This is a genomic window from Pseudomonas sp. ANT_J28 (assembly GCF_008370005.1).
GTDB lineage: Bacteria > Pseudomonadota > Gammaproteobacteria > Pseudomonadales > Pseudomonadaceae > Aquipseudomonas > Aquipseudomonas frigoris.
Genome location: NZ_VOBM01000009.1, coordinates 81584 through 98339, shown reverse-complemented (window position 1 = coordinate 98339; position 16756 = coordinate 81584). Strand labels below are relative to the sequence as shown.

At 57.8% G+C, this 16756-nt stretch carries 13 protein-coding genes; 11 read left to right on the top strand and 2 right to left on the bottom strand.

Annotated features, from left to right (window positions below; all coding sequences use genetic code 11):
- Positions 1-58 precede the first annotated feature (58 nt).
- A complete protein-coding gene (locus tag FQ187_RS08545; RefSeq protein ID WP_095127736.1) occupies positions 59-427 on the top strand; it encodes a hypothetical protein in 369 nt (122 codons plus the stop codon).
- A gap of 114 nt (positions 428-541) precedes the next feature.
- On the opposite strand, the gene FQ187_RS08540 is transcribed toward FQ187_RS08545, so the two are convergent.
- Positions 542-2137, bottom strand: coding sequence for a beta (1-6) glucans synthase (locus FQ187_RS08540; RefSeq protein ID WP_149629126.1), 1596 nt, complete (start codon positions 2135-2137; stop codon positions 542-544).
- A 300-nt stretch (positions 2138-2437) separates the two neighbouring features.
- Here FQ187_RS08540 and FQ187_RS08530 point away from each other — a divergent pair, with 300 nt between their 5' ends.
- The 3 genes from FQ187_RS08530 (at position 2438) to FQ187_RS08520 (ending at position 5494) form a co-directional block, all read left to right on the top strand.
- Positions 2438-3289, top strand: coding sequence for a glycine betaine ABC transporter substrate-binding protein (locus FQ187_RS08530; RefSeq protein ID WP_149629125.1), 852 nt, complete (start codon positions 2438-2440; stop codon positions 3287-3289).
- A 238-nt stretch (positions 3290-3527) separates the two neighbouring features.
- Positions 3528-3839, top strand: coding sequence for a DUF485 domain-containing protein (locus FQ187_RS08525; RefSeq protein ID WP_129442278.1), 312 nt, complete (start codon positions 3528-3530; stop codon positions 3837-3839).
- Positions 3836-5494 (top strand): cation acetate symporter, encoded by a 1659-nt coding sequence (locus FQ187_RS08520; protein WP_149629124.1) that lies wholly within the window; start codon positions 3836-3838, stop codon positions 5492-5494. Before FQ187_RS08525 ends, FQ187_RS08520 begins: the two co-directional genes overlap by 4 nt.
- Before the next feature lie 327 nt (positions 5495-5821).
- Here the strand turns inward: FQ187_RS08520 and gltA are convergent, their stop codons facing one another.
- Positions 5822-7111 (bottom strand): citrate synthase, encoded by a 1290-nt coding sequence (gene gltA, locus FQ187_RS08515; protein ID WP_008148584.1) that lies wholly within the window; start codon positions 7109-7111, stop codon positions 5822-5824.
- Positions 7112-7474: 363 nt separating this feature from the next.
- Here gltA and sdhC point away from each other — a divergent pair, with 363 nt between their 5' ends.
- The 7 genes from sdhC to lpdA all read left to right on the top strand — a co-directional run bounded on the left by sdhC (position 7475) and on the right by lpdA (position 16623).
- Positions 7475-7849 carry a succinate dehydrogenase, cytochrome b556 subunit gene (sdhC, locus tag FQ187_RS08510; protein WP_033053500.1) on the top strand — a complete coding sequence of 125 codons (375 nt, stop codon included), beginning with the start codon at positions 7475-7477 and terminating at the stop codon, positions 7847-7849.
- On the top strand, positions 7843-8211 hold the full coding sequence (gene sdhD, locus FQ187_RS08505; protein WP_027922414.1) for a succinate dehydrogenase, hydrophobic membrane anchor protein: 369 nt from the start codon (positions 7843-7845) through the stop codon (positions 8209-8211). Before sdhC ends, sdhD begins: the two co-directional genes overlap by 7 nt.
- Before the next feature lie 3 nt (positions 8212-8214).
- Entirely contained in the window at positions 8215-9990 is a 1776-nt protein-coding gene (sdhA, locus tag FQ187_RS08500) for a succinate dehydrogenase flavoprotein subunit (protein WP_149629123.1), read from the top strand.
- A gap of 11 nt (positions 9991-10001) precedes the next feature.
- Entirely contained in the window at positions 10002-10706 is a 705-nt protein-coding gene (locus tag FQ187_RS08495; protein ID WP_056743991.1) for a succinate dehydrogenase iron-sulfur subunit, read from the top strand.
- A gap of 275 nt (positions 10707-10981) precedes the next feature.
- Positions 10982-13813 carry a 2-oxoglutarate dehydrogenase E1 component gene (locus FQ187_RS08490; RefSeq protein WP_140681889.1) on the top strand — a complete coding sequence of 944 codons (2832 nt, stop codon included), beginning with the start codon at positions 10982-10984 and terminating at the stop codon, positions 13811-13813.
- A gap of 42 nt (positions 13814-13855) precedes the next feature.
- Complete coding sequence (gene odhB / locus FQ187_RS08485) at positions 13856-15076, top strand: 2-oxoglutarate dehydrogenase complex dihydrolipoyllysine-residue succinyltransferase (protein WP_129442288.1); 1221 nt, start codon at positions 13856-13858, stop codon at positions 15074-15076.
- A 110-nt stretch (positions 15077-15186) separates the two neighbouring features.
- Positions 15187-16623 (top strand): dihydrolipoyl dehydrogenase, encoded by a 1437-nt coding sequence (gene lpdA, locus FQ187_RS08480; protein WP_149629122.1) that lies wholly within the window; start codon positions 15187-15189, stop codon positions 16621-16623.
- Positions 16624-16756 lie beyond the last annotated feature (133 nt).

Genomic DNA, 16756 nt, shown 5'->3' with positions numbered 1-16756 from the left:
TTGCTTACCGCTGGCGGGGGATTAAGCTGGCCGTCGTTTTCGTTTATTGGAGTGCTTCATGTCCCGCCGTCTGCCTGTGATTCTGCTGCTCGTTCTCCTGCCATTATGGCTGGCCGCCAGTTATGGCGCGCGTTATGGCTTTATGGAGGATGCTCAATGGGTCGGCATCTGCGTGGACGAAGCGAGTCGTTGGGAATGCCAGGTTCGTTCGAGCCTGGGCCTGATGATTCACTTCAATGTCTTGGGCTTCGCGGCATTGGCTGCAGCCGTTATCGGTTTTGTGCTACCGGGCCGGGCAGGGTGGTGGTTGGCCGTGCTGGCGCTGGTGTTCGGGTTTCCGGCGCTGGCGTTGTACAACACAACTTTGGCTGTTTTTGCGGTGGTGATTGCTGGGTTGCGTCTGGTCAGGGCTTCCCGCAGCGCCTGACAGTCAGTCTTCGCGAGCAAGCCTGCTCCCACATTCGAACGCATCTATCATGAGAACGCGGTCAAATGTGGGAGCGGGCTTGCTCGCGAAGGGGCCAGCAAATGCACCGAAGATTTACCCCTTGCGAACCCGCAAACTGCGCCACAACGCTGCAACCATCAACACACTCACCAGCGCCCAACCCCAGGCCTGTTGATTCTGCAACCCTTCACGATAAAGCTGCGGCGCAATGCCAGCACCGATGATGAAGGTCAGCAGGGCAATCTCCCGACGCGGCACGCTCACCGGGCGGCACAGATAGACCAGTGCCGGCAGGATGAATGCAACACTCGGGAAGCTGCGATAACGCGGATCGAACACCAGCTCCAGCATCGTCACCGCAGCGGCAAAACCGGCCGCAGCGAGCAACCAGCCCGCCCGACGTTCCAGCGCATTGAACGCCCGTCCGCGCCAGCCAGTGCGAGCGCTCAGAGTCAGTGCCGCATGGGCCAGCACCAACACGTTGAGCGCCGTCAGCAAAGCGACCCACAACCATTCACTGGCAAACCGCGTGGTGACCCGGGTCAGGTCGCCCCAGGCGCCAATCGAGCAAGCGGCCAGCGCACCGAGCAGCGGTAGAACCAGCGCTGCGCGAGTGCTGCGTACACGTCCACCGAGGATGAGTGTGCCGAGGAAGATCAAACCACCCACCACCAGCCACTGCGTCCAGTAAGGCACGTTCGACACCGGACCGGCGAGCACGCCCTTGTCCTGGCGATCGGCATCGAACAGCCCCCAGTAACCACCGACCGCACCTTCGCTGGCGCGTTTCCACGGCTGGTCGAAGGCCTCGATCAGGTTGTAATGCCAGCCTTGCTGCTCCGCCATGATGACAAAACCACGAATGAACTTGGCTTCATTGACCCGGCTCGGCAGGGCGGTTTCACGCTGACGGCCTTCGCTGGGCCAGCCGGTTTCGCCAATCATCACGTCCTTGGGTGCGAACTTGTTGCCGAACACCTGACGTACTTCGGCCACATGCTGCAGGGCGGCATCGATGTTCGATGGATCATCTTCCCAGTACGGCAACAAATGGATGGTCAGGAAATCCACCGCCGGGGCGACTTCCGGGTGCTTGAGCCAGAACTCCCAGACGTCGGCGTAAGTGACAGGTTGTTTGACCTGGCTTTTGACTTTATCAATGAGCTTGGCCAGCTGCGCGCCAGTGACTTCCTTGCGCAACAGGGTTTCATTGCCGACGATCACTGAGGTCACCACGTCCGCGTTGGCGTTGGCCGAGGCGATCAGCAGGTCCACTTCCTTGGCGGTGTCAACCGGGTTGCTGTTGACCCAGGCGCCGATCATCAGTTTCAGCCCGTGCTTGCGCGCCAGGTCGGGCAGGGCCTCGAGGCCGGTCATGGAATAGGTGCGGATGCATTCGAAGCTTTTGGCCAGCAGCGCGAGGTCGGCGTCCATACGCTCGGGGCGCAGCTTGAACGGCTGGTCGAACGGCGATTGGTCCTTGTCGAACGGGGTGTAGGAGGCGCATTGCAGCTTGTGTGTCGCGCTGGCCACGTCCGGCAGCACCACCGGTTTGCCGAGGCCGAACCAGAAGCCAACAAGGGCAAAAAGCCCCAGCAGGCAGGCGAATAGGTAAGCAAAAAAAGGAAAGCGGGATGTCGCGGGCATGGTCAGGCCGTCTGGGAGCAAAGCCGCGCATGTTACCTTCATTTGCCGCGTGCTTGGTGGCCTGCATGATTTTGACATGCAAAGTTCGGGCGGATTGGCCGGCGGACTTCCGGTGGTCTAGATTAATGGCGTTCTGATGTCGTTTCTCGATGCTTTGAGGTCGCTGGCAGAGAAGGTCGCCATTGTCTTGAGGTTGATTATCGACGCATCAGTGCTCTCATTGATAAATCGCGCTGATGTTCGGACGAGTTTGCGGTGGGCGTGATGGGGGCGCTGTGCACCATAACAATACGTTGACGCGACTCGGCATCCGTCGAGCGCAGCACTTTCGGGGAAGTAACGATGAAGATGCGACGACTCTTGGGCGCAGGTGCCGCTTTGGTGCTGGCGATCAGTTCTACTGTAGCCAGCGCCGAAGGCAAAGAAGTGACTATCGGTTATGTCGACGGCTGGTCGGACAGTGTTGCCACGACCAACGTGGCCGCTGAAGTGATCAGGCAGAAACTCGGTTATGACGTGAAACTGCAAGCAGTCGCCACCGGGATCATGTGGCAGGGCGTGGCCACTGGCAAACTCGATGCCATGATGTCCGCGTGGCTGCCTGTGACCCATGGTGAATACTGGACCAAGAACAAGGATCAAGTCGTCGATTACGGTCCGAACTTCAAGGACGCGAGAATCGGCCTGATCGTGCCGGAGTACGTCAAAGCCAAATCCATTGAAGACCTTAAAACCGACGACAGCTTCAAAAAACGCATCGTCGGCATCGACGCCGGCTCGGGCGTGATGATCAAGTCCGAACAGGCAATCAAGGACTACGATCTGACCGGGTATCAACTCAAGGCCAGTTCCGGCGCCGGCATGATTGCCGAACTGACCCGTGCCGAGAAGAAAAACGAATCCATTGCTGTCACCGGTTGGGTGCCGCACTGGATGTTCGCCAAGTGGAAACTGCGCTTCCTGGACGACCCGAAAGGCGTTTATGGCGCGGCTGAAACCGTGAACAACATCGGCAGCAAAGAACTGGCAACCAAGGCTCCGGAAGTTGCCAAGTTCATGAAGAACTTCCAGTGGGCGTCGAAAGACGAAATCGGCGAAGTCATGTTGGCCATTCAGGATGGTGCCAAACCAGAAGTCGCCGCGAAGGATTGGGTGGCCAAACACCCGGAACGCGTTGCAGACTGGACCAAATGATTTGAGCTGGCGCGTCTAGTCAGCACCTTACAGGGCCGCTTGGTATCACTGCCAAGCGGTCTTTTGCATTCGCGGATTCTTGCAGAGAGAACATGGGTGCAAGGCCGGCTAATTATTATTTGCTGAAAAAAGGCAAAACCGTCATGTCGTTCTAATACTAAGGTCGTCTGGAACCAGTTCCGTAGCCGCATAGAGTGGATAACGTTCCAACTTCATCTGTGCTGCGAGGATAAAAACAATGAACGACAGCATTTACCTCTCGATTCAAAACAGCCCGCTCTTCAAGGAGCTGGTTAGTAAGCGAGAAAGGTTCGCCTGGATTCTTTCGGCGATCATGCTTGGGCTTTACTCCGGATTCATCCTTTTGATTGCTTACGGGCCGCATATTCTGGGGGCGAAAATCAGCCCCGAGTCTTCGATTACCTGGGGGATACCGATTGGTGTCGGGCTGATTCTCTCGGCCTTTATCCTGACTGCAATCTACGTGCGACGCGCCAATGGCGAATTCGACGACCTGAACAATGCGATTCTCAAGGAGGCTCAGCAATGATCCGGCGTCTAGTGGCTCTATTGAGCATCGCAGCCTTTGCACCTGGCGCCTGGGCAGGTGAAGCCCTGACCGGCGAAGTGCACAAACAACCGCTCAACGTTTCCGCGATCCTGATGTTCGTCGCGTTCGTGGGTCTGACCCTGTGCATCACCTACTGGGCTTCCAAACGCAATAATTCCGCGGCTGACTACTATGCGGCGGGTGGCAAGATCACCGGCTTCCAGAACGGTCTGGCGATTGCTGGCGACTACATGTCGGCGGCGTCCTTCCTGGGTATTTCCGCCCTGGTGTTCACCTCTGGCTACGACGGCCTGATCTACTCGATCGGCTTCCTGGTGGGCTGGCCGATCATTCTGTTCCTGATCGCCGAGCGCTTGCGTAACCTGGGTAAATACACCTTTGCCGACGTGGCGTCCTACCGCCTCGGGCAAACCCAGATCCGCACGCTATCCGCTTGCGGTTCGCTGGTGGTAGTGGCGTTCTACCTGATCGCGCAAATGGTCGGTGCCGGCAAGCTGATTCAGCTGCTGTTCGGTCTCGACTACTACGTTGCCGTGATCCTGGTCGGTATCCTGATGTGCATGTACGTGTTGTTCGGCGGCATGCTGGCGACCACTTGGGTGCAGATCATCAAGGCAGTGTTGCTGCTGTCCGGTGCTACGTTCATGGCACTGATGGTCATGAAGCACGTCAACTTCGACTTCAGCATGCTGTTTTCCGAGGCGATCAAGGTTCACCCTAAAGGTGAAGCGATCATGAGCCCGGGCGGCCTGGTGAAAGATCCGGTCTCGGCATTCTCCCTTGGCCTGGCACTGATGTTCGGTACCGCTGGCCTGCCGCACATTCTGATGCGCTTCTTCACCGTGAGTGACGCGAAAGAAGCTCGCAAGAGCGTGCTGTATGCAACCGGCTTCATTGGCTACTTCTACATCCTGACGTTCATCATCGGCTTTGGCGCGATCCTGCTGGTCAGCACCAACCCTGCCTTTAAAGATGCGGCTGGCGCGCTGTTGGGCGGTAACAACATGGCGGCGGTGCACCTGGCTAACGCGGTGGGTGGCAGTATCTTCCTGGGCTTTATCTCGGCAGTCGCGTTCGCAACCATTCTGGCTGTGGTGGCTGGTTTGACACTGGCCGGCGCTACGGCGGTGTCTCACGACCTTTACGCCAGCGTGATCAAGAAGGGCAAGGCGAACGACAAGGACGAGATCCGCGTCTCGAAAATCACCACCATCTGCCTCGGTGTGCTGGCGATCGGTCTGGGCATTCTGTTCGAAAGCCAGAACATCGCGTTCATGGTGGGCCTGGCGTTCTCCATCGCGGCGAGCTGTAACTTCCCGGTGCTGCTGCTTTCCATGTACTGGAAGAAGCTGACCACACGTGGTGCGATGATCGGCGGCTGGTTGGGTCTGATCAGTGCGGTTGGTTTGATGGTCCTTGGGCCAACCATTTGGGTGCAGATTCTGCATCACGAGAAGGCTATCTTCCCGTATGAGTACCCGGCGCTGTTCTCCATGGCCATTGCGTTTATCGGGATCTGGTTCTTCTCGATCACTGACAAGTCGACTGCGGCTGACAATGAGCGGGCGCTGTTCTTCCCTCAGTTTGTTCGTTCGCAGACGGGCTTGGGGGCGAGTGGGGCGGTTGCTCACTAAGGCTTCAGGCTTGGCTATATAAGCTGCGTTAAACAGAAATGCCCCGGTCGAGAGATTGGGGCATTTTTGTTTGAGTAGTGCTTTGAGAGTTGTGTTGGCCGGCATGCCGCCTTCGCGAGCAAGCCCGCTCCCACATTAGATCTCCTGAGTACGCAAACTCCGCGAACAACCGAGATCAAGTGTGGGAGCGGGCTTGCTCGCGTGAAGGCGGCAGACCAGTCGGTGCAATACTTGAGGAGAGCAGGGTATATGGCACAAACAAAAACGGCCTCTATCTACATAGAGGCCGTTCCCGGTGCCACTCAAGACGTTATCGCAAGACAGGTCTTATTTGCGGTCTTCCAGCTTGGTGATGTCACGCGACTCGTAGCCGGTGTACAGCTGGCGCGGACGGCCAATCTTGTACGGGCTGGAGAGCATTTCTTTCCAGTGGGAGATCCAGCCGACAGTCCGCGCCAGGGCGAAGATCACGGTGAACATGCTGGTTGGAATGCCGATCGCCTTGAGGATGATCCCCGAGTAGAAGTCGACGTTCGGGTACAGCGAGCGTTCGATGAAGTACGGGTCGGTCAGGGCGATCTCTTCCAGGCGCATGGCCAGTTCGAGTTGCGGATCGTTGGTGATGCCCAGTTCCTTCAGCACTTCGTCGCAGGTCTGCTTCATGACTGTGGCGCGTGGGTCGCGGTTTTTGTAAACCCGGTGACCGAAGCCCATCAGTTTGAACGGATCGTTCTTGTCCTTGGCCTTGGCGATGTACTTGTCGATGTTCGACACATCGCCAATTTCATCGAGCATGGTCAGAACAGCTTCGTTCGCGCCGCCGTGGGCAGGGCCCCACAGTGCAGCGATGCCGGCGGCGATACAGGCGAACGGGTTGGCACCCGAAGAGCCGGCCAGGCGTACGGTGGAAGTCGATGCGTTCTGCTCGTGGTCGGCATGGAGGATGAAGATCTTGTCCATGGCGTTGGCGAGCACCGGGCTGATCGGTTTGATCTCGCACGGGGTGTTGAACATCATGTGCAGGAAGTTTTCCGCGTACGTCAGGTCGTTGCGCGGGTACATCATGGGCTGACCCATGGAGTACTTGTAAACCATCGCTGCCAGGGTCGGCATCTTGGCAACCAGGCGGATCGCGGAGATTTCGCGATGCTGCGGGTTATTGATGTCCAGGGAGTCGTGGTAGAAGGCCGAGAGGGCGCCGACTACGCCGCACATGACGGCCATCGGGTGGGCGTCGCGACGGAAACCGTTGAAGAACGTCTTCAGCTGCTCGTGAACCATGGTGTGGTTCTTTACGGTGCTGACGAACTGGGCCTTCTGTTCTGCGGTCGGCAATTCGCCGTTGAGCAGCAGATAGCAGGTTTCCAGGTAGTCCGACTTTTCAGCCAGCTGTTCGATCGGGTAGCCGCGGTGCAGCAGGATGCCGTTGTCGCCGTCGATATAGGTGATCTTCGACTCGCAGGAAGCTGTCGACATGAAACCAGGGTCAAAGGTGAAACGGCCCGTGGCCGTCAGGCCCCGAACATCAATAACATCGGGACCAACGGTGCCGGTTAAAATGGGCAGCTCGACGGGGGCTGCGCCCTCGATGATCAACTGCGCTTTTTTGTCAGCCATGTGGCCTCCTATTTATGCTTGAAATCATCAGACAGACCCCCCACGCAGGGCCCGCACCACTATAGTGAGATAAATTCGAATGTCAATTTGCCTAAAGTCTTGCTCCAGAAGGCTTTAACCCGACTTTTTCCTCGAAATTGACTGCCATTTACGCCTTTTATACGACTTGTGCAATGAGCTATTAGGGGAAGGCGATTGCGTTGTCATTAGTAGCCTAACTGTCTATACTCGGCCTCCGACCGCCAGGGGCTTTTGGGCCTGCTTTACTGGGGGTCGCACTCCCTGGGTGGTGGGTACCTGACCAGTGCACTCCCCAACAACTTTGCCCTGATTGTTAGGGGCTCTTCAGTGTGAAAAAAAGCCGTGAATAGCCAACGACCTGTAAACCTAGACCTAAGGACCATCAAACTCCCAGTCACTGCTTACACGTCCATTCTTCACCGAATCTCCGGAATCATCCTCTTTGTCAGCCTGGCCATCATGCTTTATGCATTGGACAAGTCGCTCGACTCGGAAGAAGGCTTCGGTCAGGTGAAAGCGTGTCTGACCAGTCCGCTAGCCAAGCTAGTGACATGGGGCATCCTGTCCGCCTTGCTGTATCACCTGGTTGCCGGTGTGCGCCATTTGATGATGGACATGGGCATCGGCGAGTCGCTTGAAGGCGGCAAACTGGGCTCGAAAATCGTTATCGCCGTTTCCGTGGTGGTAATCGTTCTGGCAGGAGTTTGGATATGGTAACTAACGTCACGAACCTGTCGCGTTCGGGCCTCTATGACTGGATGGCACAGCGTGTGTCTGCGGTCGTTCTCGCGGCTTATTTCATCTTCCTGATCGGATACGTCGTTGCCCATCCTGGCATCGGCTACGCCCAATGGCATGAACTGTTCGCAAGCAACTGGATGCGTATTTTCAGTCTCCTGGCCCTCGTTGCCCTCGGCGCTCACGCCTGGGTCGGCATGTGGACCATCGCGACCGACTACCTGACGCCAATGGCGTTCGGCAAGTCCGCGACTGCAATACGTTTCCTCTTCCAGGCGGTATGCGGCGTCGCGATGTTCGCGTACTTCGTCTGGGGTGTGCAGATTCTTTGGGGTATCTGATTCATGTCTACTACAGTTAATACGCTTTCGTTCGACGCCATCATTATTGGCGGCGGCGGTGCCGGCATGCGCGCTGCGCTCCAGCTGGCACAAGGTGGTCACAAGACTGCCGTAGTTACCAAGGTTTTCCCGACTCGTTCGCACACTGTATCCGCCCAGGGTGGCATCACCTGCGCCATCGCCTCGGCAGATCCGACCGATGACTGGCGCTGGCACATGTACGATACCGTCAAGGGTTCCGACTATATCGGTGACCAGGACGCTATCGAATACATGTGTTCCGTAGGCCCGGAAGCGGTCTTCGAACTCGAGCACATGGGTTTGCCGTTCTCCCGTACCGAACAAGGCCGCATCTATCAGCGTCCGTTCGGCGGTCAGTCGAAAGACTTCGGTAAAGGTGGCCAGGCTGCACGTACTTGCGCCGCTGCCGACCGTACCGGTCACGCACTGCTGCACACCCTGTACCAGGCCAACCTGAAGGCCGGCACCGTATTCCTCAACGAATACTACGGTGTCGACCTGGTGAAGAACGAAGATGGTGCCTTTGTCGGCATGATCGTCATCTGCATCGAAACCGGCGAAACTTCCTACGTCCGTGCTAACGCCACCGTATTGGCGACCGGCGGTGCAGGTCGTATCTACTCGTCCACCACCAACGCCCTGATCAACACCGGTGACGGCGTCGGCATGGCTCTGCGTGCTGGCGTGCCGGTACAAGACATTGAAATGTGGCAGTTCCACCCAACCGGCATCGCCGGCGCCGGTGTACTGGTTACTGAAGGCTGCCGCGGTGAAGGCGGTTACCTGATCAACAAGCACGGCGAGCGTTTCATGGAGCGTTATGCTCCGAACGCCAAAGACCTGGCTGGTCGTGACGTGGTTGCTCGCTCGATGGTTAAAGAAATCATCGCCGGCAACGGTTGCGGTCCGGATGGCGACCACGTAATGCTGAAACTTGATCACCTCGGTGAAGAAGTTCTGCACAGCCGTCTGCCAGGCATTATGGAACTGTCCAAGACCTTCGCCCACGTCGATCCAGCCGTGGCGCCGATTCCGGTCGTTCCAACCTGTCACTATATGATGGGCGGCGTGCCGACCAACATTCACGGTCAGGCAATCACTCAGGACGCCGACGGCGTTGACCAGATCATCCCGGGCCTGTTCGCCGTAGGCGAAGTGGCCTGCGTATCGGTTCACGGTGCCAACCGTCTGGGCGGCAACTCGTTGCTCGACCTGGTGGTATTCGGTCGTGCAGCCGGCCTGTTCCTGGAACAGACCCTGAAAGAGGGCGTCGACTACACCCGCGCTCGCCAGTCCGACATCGACGCTGCCCTGGCACGTCTCGATGGCCTGAACTCGCGTACCGAAGGCGAAGACGTCGCCACCCTGCGTAAAGAGCTGCAAAGCTGCATGCAGAACTACTTCGGTGTATTCCGTACCGGCGAATACATGCAGAAGGGTATTGCCCAGCTGGCTGATCTGCGTGGCCGTATCGCCAACGTCAAGATCAACGACAAGAGCCAGGCGTTCAACACCGCTCGTATCGAAGCTCTGGAATTGCAGAACCTGCTGGAAGTGGCCGAAGCTACCGCCATCGCCGCAGAGATCCGCAAAGAGTCCCGCGGCGCTCACGCCCGTGAAGACTACGAAGATCGCGACGACGAAAACTGGCTGTGCCACACCCTGTACTTCCCGGGTGACAAGCGCGTAACCAAGCGTGCTGTGAACTTCTCGCCGAAGACTGTTCCGACTTTTGAACCTAAGATTCGGACTTATTAAGGGTGGCCGCCATGTTGCAAGTCAGTGTTTATCGCTACAACCCTGATCAGGACGCTGCGCCGTTCATGCAGGAATTTACCGTCGATACCGGTGGTAAAGACCTGATGGTGCTGGACGTGCTGGCCCTGATCAAAGAGCAGGACGAAGGTTTCTCCTATCGTCGCTCTTGCCGTGAAGGTGTTTGCGGTTCCGACGGCATGAACATCAACGGCAAAAACGGTCTGGCGTGCGTCACGCCGCTGTCCGCTGTCGTAAAAGGTAACAAGCTGATCGTTCGTCCTCTGCCAGGTTTGCCGGTTATCCGTGACCTGGTCGTCGATATGAGCATCTTCTACAAGCAATACGAAAAGGTTAAGCCATACCTGCAGAACGACACGCCGGCTCCGGCCATCGAACGTCTGCAGACCCCTGAAGAGCGGGAAAAGCTCGACGGTCTGTACGAGTGCATCCTGTGCGCTTGCTGCTCGACCTCTTGCCCGTCCTTCTGGTGGAACCCGGACAAGTTCCTGGGTCCAGCTGCTCTGCTGCAAGCGTATCGCTTCCTGGCAGACAGCCGCGACACCAAGACTGCCGAGCGTCTGGCTTCGCTGGATGACCCGTTCAGCGTATTCCGCTGCCGCGGGATCATGAACTGCGTCAACGTCTGCCCGAAAGGCCTGAACCCGACTAAGGCCATCGGTCACGTACGTAACATGCTGCTGCAAAGCGGCGTGTGATTCAGCTGCTGTAACCGGCTGTTGTAAATGTAGTACCGCTGTACCCGTAGATGCTGCGGCGCAGGCTTCAACCGGCGCCGTAGTCTTAACCTGAGCAGCAGCTTATAAGGCTGCGGCTCTTATTTTGAAGAAATGAGACAAGCAGGGGCATCCGGGCTGGTACCCGGACTATCAGCGTGATCCTAAGTGGCTTGTTTTAGTCGCTGCATTCGGACTTCTGCAAGCGTGCTCGGTGTCGACGCCGGTGGTGTTCCCCTAACCGAGGGTGACCAAGCATGCAAGAAAGCGTGATGCAGCGCATGTGGAACAGCGCCTACCTATCCGGTAGTAACGCTGCCTATGTGGAAGAGCTCTACGAGCTCTACCTGCACGACCCTAACGCTGTGCCAGAAGAGTGGCGCACCTACTTCCAGAAGTTGCCTGCTGACGGCAACACTGCCACCGATGTTTCGCACTCCACAATTCGCGATCATTTCGTCTTGCTGGCAAAGAACCAGCGCCGCGCCCAACCGGTTTCCGCCGGCAGCGTGAGCAGTGAGCACGAGAAGAAGCAAGTTGAAGTGCTGCGATTGATCCAGGCCTACCGTATGCGTGGCCACCAGGCAGCCCAGCTTGACCCGCTGGGGCTGTGGCAGCGTCCTGCACCTGCAGACCTGTCGATCAATCATTACGGCTTGACCAATGCCGATCTTGATACGACCTTCCGTGCCGGCGACCTGTTCATCGGCAAAGAGGAAGCGAGCCTACGCGAAATTCACGAAGCGTTGCAGCAGACATATTGCCGCACCATCGGCGCTGAATTTACGCATATCACCGATTCCGAGCAGCGCCAGTGGTTCCAGCAGCGTCTGGAAAGCGTGCGCGGCCGTCCGACGTACTCCGCCGACATCAAGAGCCACCTGCTCGAGCGCGTCACCGCCGGCGAAGGTCTGGAAAAATACCTGGGTACCAAATACCCGGGTACCAAGCGTTTCGGTCTGGAAGGCGGCGAGAGCCTGATTCCGATGCTCGACGAGCTGATCCAGCGTTCCGGTTCCTACGGCACCAAGGAAATCGTTATCGGCATGGCCCACCGTGGTCGTCTGAACGTGCTGGTCAACACCTTCGGCAAGAACCCGCGCGAGCTGTTCGACGAGTTCGAAGGCAAGAAGAAGGTCGAGCTGGGTTCCGGTGACGTCAAGTATCACCAGGGCTTCTCGTCCAACGTGATGACCACCGGCGGTGAAGTCCACCTGGCGATGGCGTTCAACCCGTCCCACCTGGAAATTGTATCTCCAGTGGTCGAGGGTTCGGTTCGCGCCCGTCAGGATCGTCGCAACGACCCTACCGGCGAGAAGGTTCTGCCGATCTCCATCCACGGTGACGCGGCATTCGCCGGTCAAGGTGTGGTCATGGAAACCTTCCAGATGTCGCAGACCCGCGGGTTCAAGACCGGCGGCACCGTGCACATCGTGATCAACAACCAGGTCGGTTTCACCATCAGCAACCCGCTGGACTCTCGCTCCACCGAGTACGCGACCGACGTTGCGAAGATGATCCAGGCGCCGATCCTCCATGTGAATGGTGATGATCCGGAAGCCGTGTTGTTCGTGACCCAGCTGGCCATCGACTACCGCATGCAATTCAAGCGTGACGTGGTGATCGACCTGGTCTGCTACCGTCGTCGTGGCCACAACGAGGCCGACGAGCCAAGCGGTACCCAGCCAATCATGTATCAGCAGATCACCAAACAGCGCACCACCCGTGAGCTGTATGCCGATCGTCTGACTCAGGGCGGAGTGCTGGACGCAGAGCGTGTTCAGGCGAAAGTCGACGAATACCGCAATGCGCTGGACAACGGTCTGCATGTTGTAAAAAGCCTAGTCAAAGAGCCGAACAAAGAGTTGTTCGTGGACTGGCGTCCGTATCTGGGCCACGCCTGGACCGCGCGTCACGACACTCGCTTCGATCTGAAAACCTTGCAGGAACTGTCCGCCAAGCTGCTGGAAATTCCGGAAGGCTTCGTGGTTCAGCGCCAGGTCTCGAAAATCTACGAAGACCGTCAGAAAATGCAAGCCGGCGGCCTGCCGATCAACTGGGGTTACGCCGAAACCATGGCGTACGCGACCCTGGCGTTCGAAGGTCACCCGATTCGCATGACGGGTCAGGACATCGGTCGCGGTACGTTCTCGCACCGTCACGCGGTCTTGCACAACCAGAAAGACGCGGGTACCTACATCCCGCTGCAAAACCTGTACAAGGGCCAGCCACGTTTCGATCTGTACGATTCGTTCCTGTCCGAAGAAGCCGTGCTGGCGTTCGAATACGGTTACTCGACCACCACGCCTGAGGCGCTGGTGATTTGGGAAGCCCAGTTCGGCGACTTCGCCAACGGTGCCCAGGTGGTTATCGACCAGTTCATCACCAGTGGCGAGCACAAGTGGGGCCGTCTCTGCGGTCTGACCATGCTGCTGCCGCACGGTTATGAAGGTCAGGGTCCGGAGCACTCTTCGGCTCGTCTGGAGCGTTACCTGCAACTGTGCGCCGAGCACAACATTCAGGTAGCCGTACCGACTACGCCGGCTCAGATCTACCACTTGCTGCGTCGTCAGGTGATTCGCCCGCTGCGCAAGCCATTGATAGTCCTGACGCCGAAGTCGCTGCTGCGTCATAAACTGGCCATCTCGACCCTGGAAGATCTGGCCGAAGGTTCGTTCCAGACCGTTATCCCGGAAATCGATGTTCAAGACCCGAAAAAGGTCGAGCGCATTGTTCTGTGTAGCGGCAAGGTCTACTACGACCTGCTGGAAAAACGCCGTGCCGAAGGTCGTGACGACATCGCCGTCGTGCGTATCGAGCAGCTGTACCCATTCCCTGAGGACGACTTGAACGAAGTCCTGGCTCCGTACACCAACCTCAAACATATCGTTTGGTGTCAGGAAGAGCCGATGAACCAGGGTGCCTGGTACTGCAGCCAACACCACATGCGCCGCATCGTTGGCAATCACAACAAAGCACTCTTTCTCGAGTACGCCGGTCGTGATGCTTCCGCTGCACCTGCTTGTGGTTATGCATCGATGCACGCTGAGCAGCAGGAAAAACTGCTGCAAGACGCCTTTACTGTTTAACGCCTTCGCGCACCTGAAACCGAATTTAAGGACCCACAGATAATGGCTATCGAAATCAAAGCCCCCACTTTCCCGGAATCGGTTGCCGATGGCACCGTTGCCACCTGGCACAAAAAGCCGGGCGACGCCGTCAAGCGCGATGATCTGATCGTCGACATCGAAACTGACAAAGTCGTACTGGAAGTGTTGGCCACCGCTGATGGCGTGCTGGGCGCTATCGTCAAGAACGAAGGCGACGTCGTTCTGTCCGACGAAGTCCTGGGCTCCATCGAAGCGGGCGGCGCTGCTGCCGCTCCAGCTGCTGCCGCTGCTCCGGCCGCTGCACAAGCTGCTGCTCCAGCCGCTGAAGGCGAAGATGATCCTGTTGCTGCACCGGCTGCTCGCAAGCTGGCTGAAGAAAACGGTATCAACATCGCTTCCGTTGCCGGCACTGGCAAAGGCGGTCGTGTGACCAAGGAAGACGTTGTTGCCGCTGTAGCTGCCAAGAAAGCCGCTCCGGCTGCCGCACCTGCCAAGGCTGCTGCTCCTGCCGCTGCTGCTCCAGTGTTCGCTGCCGGCGATCGCATCGAGAAGCGCGTACCGATGACCCGCGTACGGGCCACCGTCGCCAAGCGTCTGGTTGAAGCTCAATCGAACATGGCAATGCTGACCACTTTCAACGAAGTCGACATGACCGAAGTCATGGCCCTGCGTTCGAAGTACAAGGACCTGTTCGAGAAGTCCCACAACGGCGTGCGCCTGGGCTTCATGTCGTTCTTCGTCAAGGCTGCCACCGAAGCGCTGAAACGCTTCCCGGCTGTCAACGCGTCGATCGACGGTGCTGACATCGTTTATCACGGCTACGCTGACGTCGGTGTTGCTGTTTCCAGCGACCGCGGCCTGGTTGTTCCGGTTCTGCGTAACGCCGAACTGATGAGCCTGGCTGAAATCGAAGGCGGCATCGCCACCTTCGGCAAGAAGGCTCGTGACGGCAAACTGTCGATGGACGAGATGACCGGCGGTACGTTCACCATCACCAACGGTGGTACTTTCGGTTCGATGATGTCGACGCCGATCGTCAACCCGCCGCAAGCGGCCATCCTGGGCATGCACAACATTCTGCAGCGTCCTATGGCGATCAACGGTCAGGTGGTTATCCGTCCGATGATGTACCTGGCGCTGTCCTACGATCACCGTCTGATCGATGGCAAAGAAGCTGTGACCTTCCTGGTTACCATCAAGAACCTGCTGGAAGACCCGGCTCGTTTGCTGCTGGATATCTGATTTCGTTGCACGGGCCGTTCAGTGATGGACGGCCCTCCTGTAATGACCAGCTTCGTCCCACGACGGTCCCCAAAAGGGGCCGTCCGGTTTGATTTGAGAAGGAATGACACATGACTCAGAAATTCGACGTGGTAGTGATTGGTGCGGGCCCTGGCGGCTACGTGGCGGCCATTAAAGCAGCGCAACTGGGCCTCTCCACTGCCTGCATCGAGAAATACACCGACAAGGAAGGCAAACTGGCCCTCGGCGGTACTTGCCTGAACGTCGGCTGCATTCCATCCAAGGCGCTGCTGGACAGCTCCTGGAAATACAAGGAAGCCAAAGAAGGCTTCGCGATCCACGGTATCAATCACGCTGGCGTGACCATGGACGTGGCGGCAATGGTTGGCCGTAAAGCCAACATCGTCAAAGGCCTGACCTCTGGCGTTGCCACCTTGTTCAAGGCTAACGGCGTCACTTCCCTGCAAGGCCACGGCAAACTGCTGGCCGGCAAGAAAGTCGAGCTGACCAAGCCAGACGGCACCGTCGAAATCATCGAAGCCGAGAACGTGATCCTGGCTTCGGGCTCGCGTCCGATCGACATTCCACCGGCTCCGGTTGACCAGAACGTGATCGTCGATTCGACGGGTGCACTGGAATTCCAATCGGTTCCAAAACGTCTGGGCGTGATCGGCGCTGGCGTGATCGGTCTGGAATTGGGTTCGGTCTGGTCCCGTCTGGGTTCCGAAGTCGTTGTTCTGGAAGCCCTGGAGAAGTTTCTGCCAGCGGCTGACGACGCCGTTTCCAAAGAAGCCTACAAAACCCTGACCAAACAAGGTCTGGACATCAAGCTGGGCGCTCGCGTCACCGGTTCCAAAGTGAACGGCAACGAAGTTGTCGTGAACTACACCGATGCCAATGGCGAACAGAACATCACGTTCGACAAGCTGATCGTTGCCGTTGGTCGCCGTCCGGTGACCACCGAGCTGCTGGCAGCTGACAGCGGTGTGAACATCGACGAACGTGGCTTCGTTTTCGTTGACGACCAGTGCGCCACCAGCGTTCCAGGCGTTTACGCGATCGGCGACGTGGTTCGCGGGATGATGCTGGCGCACAAGGCGTCCGAAGAAGGCATCATGGTGGTTGAGCGTATCAAGGGCCACAAAGCCCAAATCAACTATGACCTGATCCCGTCTGTTATTTATACTCACCCGGAAATCGCGTGGGTCGGCAAAACCGAGCAGACCTTGAAGGCTGAAGGCGTTGAAGTTAACGTTGGCACCTTCCCGTTCGCAGCCAGTGGCCGTGCCATGGCAGCCAACGATACCGGCGGTTTCGTGAAAGTCATCGCTGATGCCAAGACTGACCGCGTATTGGGCGTCCACGTGATTGGCCCGAGTGCTGCAGAACTGGTTCAGCAGGGCGCGATCGGTATGGAATTCGGCACCAGCGCGGAAGACCTGGGCATGATGGTTTTCTCCCATCCGACCCTGTCCGAAGCCTTGCACGAAGCAGCTCTGGCTGTGAATGGCGGCGCCATCCACATTGCCAACCGCAAGAAGCGTTAAGACAAGACAATAAGAAACCACGGCGGAAGGCCCGTCGTGAGCCTTGCGTGCAAGACTCACCGCGGAATGTCCGCCGGACGCAGCCTTGCGTAGTTTCACCGGTTATCCGGAACACCTACGCAAGCAGCAGTCA

Excerpts from the sequence above, each read along its gene's own strand:
- FQ187_RS08545 (WP_095127736.1), top strand. The coding sequence starts at position 59 with ATGTCCCGCCGTCTGCCTGTGATTCTGCTGCTCGTTCTCCTGCCATTA.
- FQ187_RS08540 (WP_149629126.1), bottom strand. The coding sequence starts at position 2,137 with ATGAAGGTAACATGCGCGGCTTTGCTCCCAGACGGCCTGACCATGCCC.
- FQ187_RS08530 (WP_149629125.1), top strand. The coding sequence starts at position 2,438 with ATGAAGATGCGACGACTCTTGGGCGCAGGTGCCGCTTTGGTGCTGGCG.
- FQ187_RS08525 (WP_129442278.1), top strand. The coding sequence starts at position 3,528 with ATGAACGACAGCATTTACCTCTCGATTCAAAACAGCCCGCTCTTCAAG.
- FQ187_RS08520 (WP_149629124.1), top strand. The coding sequence starts at position 3,836 with ATGATCCGGCGTCTAGTGGCTCTATTGAGCATCGCAGCCTTTGCACCT.
- gltA (WP_008148584.1), bottom strand. The coding sequence starts at position 7,111 with ATGGCTGACAAAAAAGCGCAGTTGATCATCGAGGGCGCAGCCCCCGTC.
- sdhD (WP_027922414.1), top strand. The coding sequence starts at position 7,843 with ATGGTAACTAACGTCACGAACCTGTCGCGTTCGGGCCTCTATGACTGG.
- sdhA (WP_149629123.1), top strand. The coding sequence starts at position 8,215 with ATGTCTACTACAGTTAATACGCTTTCGTTCGACGCCATCATTATTGGC.
- FQ187_RS08495 (WP_056743991.1), top strand. The coding sequence starts at position 10,002 with ATGTTGCAAGTCAGTGTTTATCGCTACAACCCTGATCAGGACGCTGCG.
- FQ187_RS08490 (WP_140681889.1), top strand. The coding sequence starts at position 10,982 with ATGCAAGAAAGCGTGATGCAGCGCATGTGGAACAGCGCCTACCTATCC.
- odhB (WP_129442288.1), top strand. The coding sequence starts at position 13,856 with ATGGCTATCGAAATCAAAGCCCCCACTTTCCCGGAATCGGTTGCCGAT.
- lpdA (WP_149629122.1), top strand. The coding sequence starts at position 15,187 with ATGACTCAGAAATTCGACGTGGTAGTGATTGGTGCGGGCCCTGGCGGC.